Source organism: Paenibacillus contaminans, assembly GCF_003285015.1.
Lineage (GTDB): Bacteria > Bacillota > Bacilli > Paenibacillales > NBRC-103111 > Paenibacillus_V > Paenibacillus_V contaminans.
This window is the reverse complement of the sequence record NZ_QMFB01000008.1, coordinates 137,734-149,662: the sequence shown is the minus strand read 5'-3', so window position 1 is coordinate 149,662 and position 11,929 is coordinate 137,734. Positions and strand designations below refer to the sequence as shown.

Annotated in this window: 11 protein-coding genes; 3 read left to right on the top strand and 8 right to left on the bottom strand. The window is 50.8% G+C overall.

The genetic code is table 11. From position 1 onward, the window contains the following. Positions 1–2 precede the first annotated feature (2 nt). The 6 genes from DQG23_RS15605 to DQG23_RS42565 all read right to left on the bottom strand — a co-directional run bounded on the left by DQG23_RS15605 (position 3) and on the right by DQG23_RS42565 (position 6,391). Positions 3–1,118, bottom strand: coding sequence for a Ger(x)C family spore germination protein (locus DQG23_RS15605; protein WP_158560544.1), 1,116 nt, complete (start codon positions 1,116–1,118; stop codon positions 3–5). Next, a complete protein-coding gene (locus tag DQG23_RS15600) occupies positions 1,115–2,215 on the bottom strand; it encodes a GerAB/ArcD/ProY family transporter (protein WP_113031787.1) in 1,101 nt (366 codons plus the stop codon). The genes DQG23_RS15605 and DQG23_RS15600 overlap by 4 nt, the downstream gene beginning before the upstream one ends. A gap of 46 nt (positions 2,216–2,261) precedes the next feature. Then, entirely contained in the window at positions 2,262–3,380 is a 1,119-nt protein-coding gene (locus DQG23_RS15595; protein WP_113031786.1) for a Ger(x)C family spore germination protein, read from the bottom strand. Continuing rightward, entirely contained in the window at positions 3,377–4,474 is a 1,098-nt protein-coding gene (locus tag DQG23_RS15590; RefSeq protein ID WP_113031785.1) for a GerAB/ArcD/ProY family transporter, read from the bottom strand. The genes DQG23_RS15595 and DQG23_RS15590 overlap by 4 nt, the downstream gene beginning before the upstream one ends. Next, a complete protein-coding gene (locus DQG23_RS15585; protein WP_113031784.1) occupies positions 4,471–6,012 on the bottom strand; it encodes a spore germination protein in 1,542 nt (513 codons plus the stop codon). The genes DQG23_RS15590 and DQG23_RS15585 overlap by 4 nt, the downstream gene beginning before the upstream one ends. Before the next feature lie 202 nt (positions 6,013–6,214). Further along, positions 6,215–6,391 (bottom strand): hypothetical protein, encoded by a 177-nt coding sequence (locus DQG23_RS42565; RefSeq protein WP_192894596.1) that lies wholly within the window; start codon positions 6,389–6,391, stop codon positions 6,215–6,217. 394 nt (positions 6,392–6,785) lie between these two features. On the opposite strand from DQG23_RS42565, the gene DQG23_RS15580 reads away from it, so the two are divergent. The 3 genes from DQG23_RS15580 to DQG23_RS15570 all read left to right on the top strand — a co-directional run bounded on the left by DQG23_RS15580 (position 6,786) and on the right by DQG23_RS15570 (position 9,933). After that, positions 6,786–7,400, top strand: a complete 615-nt coding sequence (locus DQG23_RS15580; protein WP_113031783.1) for a nitroreductase family protein — start codon at positions 6,786–6,788, stop codon at positions 7,398–7,400. A gap of 428 nt (positions 7,401–7,828) precedes the next feature. Further along, positions 7,829–8,749 (top strand): ABC transporter ATP-binding protein, encoded by a 921-nt coding sequence (locus DQG23_RS15575; RefSeq protein ID WP_113031782.1) that lies wholly within the window; start codon positions 7,829–7,831, stop codon positions 8,747–8,749. Positions 8,750–8,778: 29 nt separating this feature from the next. Continuing rightward, on the top strand, positions 8,779–9,933 hold the full coding sequence (locus DQG23_RS15570; RefSeq protein WP_113031781.1) for an ABC transporter permease: 1,155 nt from the start codon (positions 8,779–8,781) through the stop codon (positions 9,931–9,933). Between the two features lie 303 nt (positions 9,934–10,236). On the opposite strand, the gene DQG23_RS15565 is transcribed toward DQG23_RS15570, so the two are convergent. Together DQG23_RS15565 and DQG23_RS15560 are read right to left on the bottom strand one after the other, a co-directional pair. Next, positions 10,237–10,758 (bottom strand): DoxX family protein, encoded by a 522-nt coding sequence (locus tag DQG23_RS15565; protein ID WP_113031780.1) that lies wholly within the window; start codon positions 10,756–10,758, stop codon positions 10,237–10,239. Between the two features lie 315 nt (positions 10,759–11,073). After that, the gene (locus DQG23_RS15560) at positions 11,074–11,877 is read right to left on the bottom strand and encodes a helix-turn-helix domain-containing protein (protein ID WP_113031779.1); all 804 of its coding nucleotides are present in this window, start codon (positions 11,875–11,877) and stop codon (positions 11,074–11,076) included. Positions 11,878–11,929: the final 52 nt, after the last annotated feature.

Genomic DNA, 11,929 nt, shown 5'->3' with positions numbered 1-11,929 from the left:
CGCTATTTGACGGATCCCATGTTTCTTGTTTTTACGGTAACGGAAACCTCGGTTTCGGCTTCGGCGAACGCCTTCCCCCAGTCGTCCTGCACCTGCTTCCAGGCTTCATACTGATAAGCCCTCGCATATAAGCCGAAGCCGACCGGATCAATACCGGACTTTTTGAATTTGTCCAAAAGGATCTCCAATTGTTTCTGCAACTGTTCCCCGATTTTCCGGTCAAGCTCTTCTCCACGCCTCCTGTTCTCAAACGCGAAGAGCCTTTCGCTCAAAGCTCCGACAAGGCTTACTTTAATGTCAAAGCGGAATTTGCCTCCGTCAAAGCTGCATTTGATATCGGTCTTAATCGAATCGGGCAAAATGCTGAGCTTCCCCGTATCGATCACCCCTTTTTCGTCTTCGCCGGGAATATCCACGATAAACGCGATTTCCTTCTTATTCCTCCGCTGCAAAACGCGGAGCAGCTTGTTTTCCTCCGGATCCAGCGATTTCATCAGCTTCCCGCGCTCGCTCAGCAGCGCGCTCCCGATCACTTCGATGTGGTTTTTCTTATCGATATACGCAATCGCCGGCGTTAGACCTTTTTCGAACATTTGCCTATGCAGCTGCTGCAGCGTCGTTTTAACCGTAATATTTCGCCTGTCTGCCGTTTCGATCAGCTTCGTCAAAAATTGAGGCAGCGGGGGTTTGTCCTTCGTGACGGTGTTCATAACTTCCGAAACCGGTCCGTCGACCGCGACAATTTTGGTGCTCGCCGCAAATTTGGAATCGCGGTAGAACACGTCGAACAGCGTAAACCAATCCTCGTGCTCAAGAAGCCGGCTGCCAAGCAAGCAAATCTGAAACTTTCCCCCGGCAACGAGCGAGCTGGTTTTCGTATCGATTTTTATTCTTGAGGCACGGAGCGAGGATTGCGTCGTTTCAAATTTTTCCGTCTTTATACGGGCTTCTTTGTTGAATACCGGTGCGGAGTAATAAAATTCGAGCTCGTCGTTGGCATCCAAATCGATGCCGATTATAAGTCCGATGGACATGTCTTCGAGATCGGTCTTATCCGGGCTTCCCGGAAACAGCAGCACGAGCAGCGTCAAAATAAACAAAGCACCAAGCCGCTTCATGTCGAGGCTCTCCCGCGTATCGCACGGCGCACCAGCAAATACCCCCATAAGCAGATCGGAAACGCATAAGCAATAAAGTAGTTGGCATAGCTGTTGAGCTTTTGCCATTTGTCGTTTTCATTAAAAGTCGGATGATAAAACAATAGCAGCACGAAAACCGAAAGCAAAAATACGGCCAGCGGCACATTCGACGATTCCTTCAAGCCGAATAAGCGGTTCGTGCAATACACGCTCCAATAAAGGTAAGGCATCCATGTCGTCGATACGATAAACAAGTAAAATGCCAAAAAGACGATTTCCAGCCTTTCCATGAAATGAAATTCAATGACTTTCAGAATGCTGAGCGTAGGCTCATTCGTATCGAGAATCCCATCCGGACTGAAAAAGGCGAAGCAGATGACCGTAATCGCTACGTAGACGAGCATCGTCAACGTATTGGCGACAATAACGCCGGCGGAAGCCGTCTGTTTTTTTTCCAGGAACGGATATAGCAGGAACGTCATTTCGAAGCCGATGAACGATGTGGCCGTATTCGGCACTGCCTTCAAAATCGGCCACCAGCCCTCTTTGATTACAGGAAGCAAATACAGCCAATGGCTATCCTTAAGCGCGAATAAATAGAAAAACGGCATCCATAGCAGCATGAGGAAGACGAATACGGAATACCTCCCGAGAACGCGGAGGTTGTTTCGCAATATGAGGTAAGTCGGAATCGCGAATAGCAGAAACAGCAAAGAATCCGCTGTACGCGGTAATATGAACGCTTTAATAAACAAAATCGCGCGAAAAAAAACTGTCGCCGTCAAGAAAGCGTACGCCGCCGCAAAAACTAGCGCCCCTATTTTAGCCGCCCATTTGCCGAAATAGCGCTCGATCAAATCGATGAGCGTTCCGTCCGGGTAAAACCTCATCATTTGAACGATGACAAGACTCATAGCGGTCGATAGCAGCCATCCGAAAATAATCGCAATCCAGCCGTCCGTACCGGCTTTTTCAGCCAGCTCGCGGGGCAGCTGCAAAATGCCTATGCCCATCTGCGCTCCATGAATGAGAAATATAAACTCAAGCAGCGATATGCGCTTCAGCTTGTCGTTCATCGTTTGTCCTCCTTCCCGGGACGTTCCAAGCCTGCTGGAAAGCCGATTATTTGACGGCCCCCATATATTTGATTTTGGTTTTTACGGTAACGTTGACGTCCGCAGCCGCAAGCGCCTCCCCCCACCGCTCCTGCACTTGCTTCCATTCCTTGTAACGGAATGCGCGCGCGTAGATTCCGAGTCCCACAGGATCGATCCGCTGCTTTTGGATCGTTTCGATAATGCCTTGGAAACGCGATTGCAGCTCTTCCCCGATTAAACGCTCAAGCTTTTCGGTTTCCTTTCTCACATCGTACGGGAACAGTCTCTCCAGCAAACGGACTGTCAAGCGGACATCCAGAACGAATCGGAAGCGGCCGTCGATGTAATCGGTCTTTACTTTGACGTTAGGATCGTAGATGGCCATCGTAAGCTGGTTCGGGTTGAAAATGGCATTGTTTTTCTCGACGGCCGGAACCTTTATGTTAAGCGAGATGTCTCCCTTTTCCTTGCGTAAAATATTCAGCAAAGAAGTGTCTTCGAAGTCTAGCCCGGCCGCGTAGTTCCCCTGTCCGTCCAAAAGCGCCGCACCATATACTTCAATGTTGTCCCGCTTTCTGATTTCCGAAATGGTTGCGGTAATTCCTCTGTCGCTCATTTGCCGCCTCAGCTCCTGCATCGTCGTTTTGACGGTCAAATTTCTTCTGCTCGCCGTATCGATAAGCTTGGACAAAAATAACGGCAGCCTCGGCTTATCGGCCGGATGCATTTGAATGATCTCTGAAACCGGTCCGTCTACGGCAACCACAACCGCCGTTACGCTCATTTTGGAATCGCGGTAAAAATGATCGAGAACCTTGGACCATTCTTTATGCTCCAGCAATTTTTTGCCGACCAGAATGATCTCCGTTTTTCCGTATACCGTCAAAGCCGTTACGGTCGAATCGAATTTGGCCTGTGCTTCGCGAAACGTCGTAGAGCGGAAGCCGAATTCTTCCTCTTTGTCCTTGGCCATTTTGTCAAATACGGGACTGGATTCATAGATGATCATATTGTTCCGGTCGTCGAGATCGAGACCCAGAATAAGGGATATCGTCAAATCCTCCAGGTTTCTTCGATCGCCGCAGCCGGATGCGAGAAGCGCAAACGAAACCAGCATCGTGCAAAGAACGGTAAGCCTGATCATCCGCTTTTCCTCCCCTTTATCCGTTCATGTGCGAGTATGTAGGCCAAGAGACAAAACGGCAGCGCATAGGAAACAAACATAGAGGTCGTCCCCGCCGCCTTCATCCACTTTTCGACAAGCATAAACGAAGGATCCGTCGCAACAGCGATTGCAATCAGGCCGGTTATCATAATTGCCGTATGCCCCATTATGCCAAGCTTCGGAACGAGCCGGTTCAAGCAGTAGGAATACCCGTACATGTACGGGATCCACGATGTTGAAACCATAATTAAAAATACCGACAAGAAAATGATCTCCACCCGTTCGACGAACCGTAATTCGACTACCTTCAGCAAATTTAGCGCCGGCTGATTAAACACCGTAATTTCATCCGGACTGAAGTACAGAAAGCATGCAAGCGTAATGATCAAGTAGATGATTAGCGACAACGTATTCGCAATGACGATCCCGATGGAAGCCAGTTCCTTTCTCTTTAAGAACGGATAGGCAAAAAAAGCGAACTCGAAGCCGGAGAACGACAGAGCCGTCAATCGCACTGATTTGAAAACCGGCTCCCACCCCTCTTTCAAGAAAGGAAATAGATGAAGGAGGTTGCCGTCCTGCAGCGGCATAAACAAAAAAACCGCCATGGGAAGAAACATATAAAAGACGAACTCCGAATAACGGCTCATCACGCGCATGCCTTTGACGATAATCGCAAAGGAGGGGATCGAAAACAAAATAATCAGCATATAAAGCGGCGTTCTTTGCATAATCCAGCTCTTTATCATTTGGCCGGCGCTAAACATAATCTCCATCGTAAAGATCGTAAACGCCGCTGCCGCCGTAAACGCCCCGACGGTCCCCGCCCATTTGCCGAAGTAATGCTCCAGCAGGTCGATCAGCGTACCGTCCGGCTTTCTGCTCATGATGCGGATAATGGCAAGACTGGCTGCAATGGAGGCGGCATAGCCGATAAATAAAGCCAGCCAGCCGTCCGTCCCCCCCGTCTCGGCCAACTCGCGCGGAAGCGAAAGCTGGCCGACCCCGACTTGCACGCCATTGATCAATAAAATGAATTGCATCAAGCTGAGCTCCGGAGCCCGATTGTTCATTTATCCTCACCCTTCGGCCGGTTGGTGCCTTGCCTTCTAAACTGCTGCGGCTTTGCGCCATGCGGCCTTTTCACCATTTGCCATAACGGCAAGCGGACGAACGTATCCTTCCAGTCGGAGAAACGCACGGGCGCAAACGGTATGCCGTATGGCGTGCCGAGCGTTTCCAGCGCGATAATATGCCCGATCAAGGTCATCAAGCCGATCGTGATGCCCACGATCCCGAACATCGATGCGATCAGCATCATCGGGAATCTTATCAGCCGAATGGCGGAAGCCATATCGTAATTCGGGATAATGAAAGAAGCGATCGCCGTAAACGCAACGACGATAACCATAATATTGCTGACAATCCCCGCCTGAACGGCGGCTTGTCCGATAACGATACCGCCGACGATCCCGACCGTCTGGCCGACCGGCGTGGGCAGCCGAATACCTGCCTCCCTCAGCATCTCAAGCGTCACTTCCATTAGAAGCGCTTCGAGAATCGGCGGGAACGGAACCCGCTCCCTCGATTCCCCGATCGACAGAAGCAGCTTCAACGGAATAACCTCATAATTGAAAGAGATGACGGCAATATACATCGCCGGTAAAAATATCGCGATAAGAAAACCTAAAAATCGCAAAATCCGGATAAACGTGGCGACCATCCACCGGGTGCTGTAATCGTCCACGCTCTGGAAGAACGCGGAAAACCCTGCCGGCCCGATTAGTACGCTTGGCGAACGGTCGACGACCGCTACGAATCGGCCTTGCAATAATTGGGATGCCGCCGCATCCGGGCGTTCCGTCAGTACGAATTGCGGGAACGGCGAATAAGGGTTGTCCTCGATAAATTCGACAAGCTCTCCGGTATTGATGACCGAATCGGTATCCACGCTCTCGATACGACGAGACAGCTCTTGGAGTAATTCAAGGTTTGCAACGTCCCCCAGATACAAGAGCGAGACGGTTGTCTTCCCTCTCTTACCGACGACATGCTCCGTTATTTTCAGCTCCCTATCCGGGAGGTACCTTCTAATCAAAGCGATGTTCTGGCTCCCCGTTTCGACAAAGCCTTGATGCGCACCCTTAAGAGACGCTTCCAGCTGCGGATCTTCGATCGCCCTTTGCGGCCACCCGTGCGTATCCATTACTAAAGCAGCTAAACTTCCCTCTATTAGTAAAATGCTGCAGCCCGTCAATATCGCTTTTTCCAGCTGCGCCCAGCCGTTCATTTCACGGGCATCGCCAATCGTAACCGCCGGTAATCCGTTTGGGCTGTTCTCCCCGTTTTCGTTCTGCAGCGGTCTGAGCACATTGTTGTTAATCGCATTTTTGTCGGTAAGCCCATCCAAGTAAACAAGCGCCGCTTGGCTCCCGCTCTTTTTTATAGTCAACTGCCGTACGACGAGATCCGGGGTTTGATTGAATATGGCATACAAGTGGTCAATGTTGTCGGATAACGAAACGCTTAGCGGACGATCATTGTAAGAACGGGCCGTCTCCCCGGCCGTTTTTTTCTTGGTGCCGTTCATCTTGCCGCGCATAAATCTCATGACCGCCGCCCCCTTCTCGCGAATGTTAAAAGTCAGCTTATGTCGAGACTCCCCGCTAGAATAGGATGCTGTCGGAATGGAAATGTTATGCATGTCTTTAAGGAAGCTTTCATGAAAGCATGCTAAAGAACCGTCCTGAAAATCGGACGGCTCCTTAATTGGACGGGTTAACGGTCCGTCATGAAAAAACGGCTTTCCGGCCTCAATCGTTCAAGCCGGCTCGGCAATTCGAATCCGGAACCGTTCCCGAGGCTTTATTATACGCGATCAGATTAATGGGATATCCCAACGATTCCGTCATTCTCGCTTCCAACGCAACCAGTTCCTCGATCAGCTCTTTACGATCCGCAAGATCGGTAAACTCATATTGTCCAGTCATGTTCCCCCTCCTTCCCCTTGCCGTCAGCTTCTTAAGCGGCGCATCCCTATCGTCAAACGCTCATGCTTATCTTTGGCGTCTTATTGCGTTAACCCTTATAGTTTTGTCCAAGGAATTGTACGTTAACCGTAGTTTGCGCTCTTTCTTTCCTGTACCGTTCAAGGTTGGATCGCAGGCATAGCGTTGGATACACTTAGCTGAAGGAAAGGCGGAAGCGCCGGAAAGCTGAACGTGCGCGGCACCCGGCGAATAAGCGCCGGTAGTCCGTTACGAATTCTATCGATTCTTCAGCCGCTTGACAAAATAGGCTCACTAGATTAACATAGGTTACGAAAAGTTAGTAACGAACTTTTGTAACTTCATAAACATCCAACCTTGGAAGGAATGTGACGACATGGAATTGAACCAATTGCTTGAACAACGTATTTCCGTCAATAACTTTGACCCTGCGGGCCAAATTAGCCGCGAACAGCTTGAATCGATTATTCAAGCCGCCACTTCGGCACCGTCCGCTTACAATTTGCAGCACTGGCATTTTCTTGCCGTAACCGACAAAGATCGCAAGCTTGCCCTTAAGCAAGCGGCCTACAACCAGCAAAAAATCGAGGATGCGGCAGCCGCGGTCGTCGTTCTCGGCGATTTGAAAGCTTTTGAGAAAGCGGGCTTGATCGCTGACGATTTGTCCGCCAAAGGTTACTTGCCGGAAGCATACAAAGACAACCTGATCAACACGCTGCACAATGCTTACAGCAATGAGAGCACGCAACGCGAGGAAGCGATTCGCGCCGCTTCTTTCGCAGCAATGACGCTTATGCTTGCAGCGAAGAACGACGGCTTCGGCACATGCCCGATGACCGGCTTCGATCCTCAAGCGGTTCGCGAGACGTTCAACATCCCGGCACATTTGTTCCCGGTTCTGATCGTGACGATCGGCCAAGAGCTGGAAGAAACCCGTCCGCAAAAATTCCGTCAATCGGTCGAGCAAGTAACGACGTTTAACGGCTTCTAATTGAGCGCGTTTCAGCCGACTTGTCGGCATCGTAATAAACTTCGAAGATCGTCGTGAATTTGGTAACCTCTAATAGGATGATCGATATGCAGGGCCTTTATCCGTCAGGATAAAGGCTCTGCTTTTTATGCATTGGAGGGTTTTCGCGCTTCCTGTCCCGCGGTCCGCCGGGAAATCGTCAATTATGGAGGCGTCGGCCCTTTCCTGACGGAGGTCAGCATTCCGCACCGGCCGGGATGACTTTTGTCATGTGAAACTTATGACGATTTCTACCTTTGCGATTCCAAGGCGTGCGGTAAGATTGGAACATAGGAAAACAAACGATCCTGCAGCTTGGAAGCAAAAGCTCACCGGCTCGCGCAAGCCGATCGGTTATATCCGTTAACGGGTGCCGGACCGGGGGTATTTCACATAGGAGGTATCTATTGATGAGTAATGTGCTTGAAGTTAATCGACTGGTTAAACGATACGGGGATAAAATAGCGCTGGAGAACGTCACCTTCTCGGTAAAGTCCGGGAGCTGCTTCGGCCTGCTGGGTCCGAACGGCGCCGGCAAATCGACGACGATGAAAATCATCACGAGCATTATTGAAGCGAACGAAGGAACCGCCGCCGTTTTCGGCAAAGATATCCGCAAAGAAGCGGACGCCATTCGCCGGCAGGTCGGCTACGTGCCTCAAGATATTACGCTGTATGAAAAATTGAGCGCCCGCGACAATTTGACGTTTTTCGGAGAACTGTACGGCGTCCGCGGCAAAGAGTTGAAAACTCGTATCGATGAGGTGTTGAAGCAGGTCGGGCTGTCCGAACGCGGCGACGATGCTATCAGCACCTTCTCCGGCGGCATGAAACGTCGCATCAATATTGCCGCGGCTCTGCTCCATAAACCGAAGCTTGTCATTCTCGACGAGCCTACCGTCGGCATCGATCCGCAATCGCGGAACCACATTTTCCAAATGATACGGGAGCTTAAAGCATCCGGCGTATCGATGATTTATTCAACTCATTACATGGAAGAGGTAGAAGCGCTCTGCGACGATATCGCCATTATCGACCACGGCAAAGTAATCGTGCAAGGCAGCTTGGATCATCTGCTGGGAACGTACGCGACACAGGCGATATATATGGAAGCCGAAGGACTGACGCAAGCTCCGGCTCTTCCAGGCGTCAACAAGGCATATGCCGACGGCAAGGGTTGGGTGCTCGAGTGCTCGAACGTACTGGAGACGATGGGCGGCGCAAGCAGAATTCTCGAGGAGCGAGGTTTGCCGGTCAAGTCGCTGGAAATTATGCGGCCATCCTTGGAAAGCGTGTTTCTCAAGCTCACGGGCACGACGCTTCGCGACTAGTCCATTAACCATAGAGGAGAATGAATCCCATGATATCCACAATCATCCGCAAGGAATTAAAGGTATTGCTGAAGGAAAAAGGAACGTTTTTTTGGCTGATCGGACTGCCGATCATGTTCATCGTCCTGTTTTCCTCCATCTTCAACAACGCCAAAGACACGTTCACGATCCAATATTACGACGCCGATCAATCGCAGCAATCGCAGCAAATGATCGCTCAGCTATCTGAAATCAAAGGCTTTGAAATGAAAACCGATACTACGCTTTCCCTGGACGATCAGCTAGACAAAATCAAATCCGGAAAAATGACTTCCCTGCTCGTCTTCCCGAAAGGCTTCGGCGAAAACATGCAAGCGGGCGGCGGGCGGCAAGCCGCATTCGATCTGTACCGCGATTCGACGGCAGATACCGCCGTGGCTCCGATTCGCGCGCTGCTCGACAGTTTTGCCGGCAAATCCGGCGAGGTCAAGCTGCAGGGCGTTCTGAAATCGGTCGGCATGAACGATACGCAGGTTAAAGAAGCGATGCAGCCGCCGATCGTCATCAACGAAGTGAAGGAAAATGCGGCGCAGGTAAGCGCGCTGACGCAATATATTCCCGGCTACACCGTCATGTTCGTCTTCTTCATCATCATTACAATGGTTCGCAATTTCATTAAAGACCGCGAATCCGGCATGGTTGCGCGTTTGCGCAGCACCCCGATGAAGCCGGTAACTTATTTGATCGGGATGTGGGTACCGAACATCATCGTCGTTCTCGTTCAGTGCACCGTCCTCTTGGGCTTCGGCAAGCTTGTGTATGGCGTAGAGCTTGGCGACATCGCATCGATCGCAGCCGTCGTCTTATGCCTCGCCATTTGCGCAACCGGCATCGGCCTTATGCTGACCATGCTCGTCAAGAGCGAGAACCAGGGCCTTGGCTTCACGCAAATATTGACGATGGGCGGCGCCGTACTCGGCGGATTATGGTTTCCGTACGATTTCATGCCCGACTTTATGCAAATCATCGGTAAAATTACGCCTCAATACTGGGCGCAGCATTCCTTCCAGGACATCATGGTCCGCGGCGCTCAGCTGACCGACATCCTGCCTACTATTGCCGTGTTGATCGGCTACGGTCTGCTTGGTCTTGCCATCGCCAGCCTCCGCTTCAAAAAATTTATCCAAACGGCGACACAAGGATAAACGGCTTCGCCGTCCTAAACGCTTTCGAAGAAAGCGACTTCGTAAGCATAAGCTATGGACCGACGCGCTTACCGATGAAATATCAGGCCAAAATAAACCGTCCGGGACGCAAACCGGACGGTTTATTTTTCCGAAGCATGCGGCCCGCCGACTGAACATCACGTTGCTACCGGAGCATCGCTTCGCGCAAGGCCAAAAGGAAAAGCCCCTCTCCGCATTCTTGTGGCAGCGATGGGGCTTTTCATTGTTTGCAAAAGGAATGGAATCTTATAAATACTTTCTTCGCGTAATGAATCGTGTCCATTAGCCTTTTAAATCGGTTCCTGCACCGATCCGGTCAAGCTTCAGCCATTTGCGTACATAGGGGAGTACGAAGCGGTCGCCGCCGAAACGTCCTGCATTCGCGCCGGCTATCAATATGATGAAGCCGAAAAGCGTAAGCCACGGATTCGTCGAAACCGTACCGGAAAACATAAACATGAAGTTGAGCATCAATCCGAAAAATGCCGCCGCAGTCGTAAATACGCCAAGGATCAAGCCTAGCCCGATCAAAAATTCTCCCCATGGGATGAGCACGTTGATCAATTTTACGTTCGGCAATGCGAAGCTGTCGATAAAATTGGTAAAGTTCGGGTACAGCAGTTCCTTCGTACCGCTATCGGTAAGCGGCTTCTCGATCGCTTTCTTCAAAAATCCCGAAGCGTCAAACCCGTCGCCCGTTATTTTGTGCCAACCCGCATCCAGCCACTTCCAGCCGAGATACAGTCTGACTATTGCTAATATTGCCGATGCGTACACATTTTCGCGGATCCATTTCATTACCATAAAGGCCACGCTCCTTGTTTGCCAATGTCTTCCTTACGCCTTCATCATACTGCGTATCGAATCCGGCCGTTGTGACATAAGTCACTTCATGGACGCCGATTCAAATATTTGTTGCCGGGATCGAGTCGGCTGATGATCGGATTAACTTGTCAGCGTTTTTACAGTAATCCGGGTGGAGAACGGGTTCGGAGCGTCTGATTCCATTATTAATGGAATCAGACGCCGACTCTTGAGCTGGCTCATCGGCGAAACAAGTCCGCAAACGCAAAAAAGACCGCCGTAGTACGTACGGCAGCCAAACTTGCAGCGTTTTTCTTATCGCTTGCCGGTCATGGGGCTGACCCGGTTGAGGAAGTTATTCATCAACGCGGGAAGGGAAATCAGAATGGGAGGATCGTCCGCGCTGGGCGGGTAAAGCATAACCTGCTGATGCGGAACCGGCGTATAAGGCTTTACGATAATGGGCTCCTTCGATCTGGTGCGCAAGGTTGTATTCGGAAGCAGAAAGTCCATCGCCTGCATTCCCCATGCTACCGACGTAGCCATTAAGTAGTAGGTGCCGGGTTTGACGCCAGTAAAACTGAAATCCCCCAAACCGGAAATCAGCGTCCCATGAATAGGCATTCCTTCCGGAATCGGTTTGGCGAACAAGCCGATCAATATAATACCGTTGAACGGATGCGTCGCTTGTACGGTTCCCCTAATACTGGCATGCTGCTGTGAAGAAACGATATGCGGCGTACGCCAGTCATTAAGCTGCTGCAGCGACCGAAACAGATGATCGGCTTGATGCTTCGAGTTGCGAAATTGCGACGGCGTTACGCCGACCCGTTCGGTAAATCGGGTAGTGAAGGTTCCGAGACTTTGCTGCCCGATTTCCAATCCGATATCGCGAATGCTCAAATTCGTCTGCAGCAGCAAATCCTTCGCCTTCTGCAACCGGAGCGCGGAAACGTAATATAGAGGCGACAGCCCCATTCTTTCTTTAAAAATACGCGTAAAATGGTAAGGGCTGTAAGAAACATGACCGGCCAGCCGGGAAAGCGGGAGCGGATCAAAAATATGCCGATGAATATAATCGATCACCTCGTCTATCTCCGTATACAGACCGGTAGTCATGCGCCTGCACCCTCTTCCGTCCTTTTTTTGTCAACCATATCTATCTTGCGCC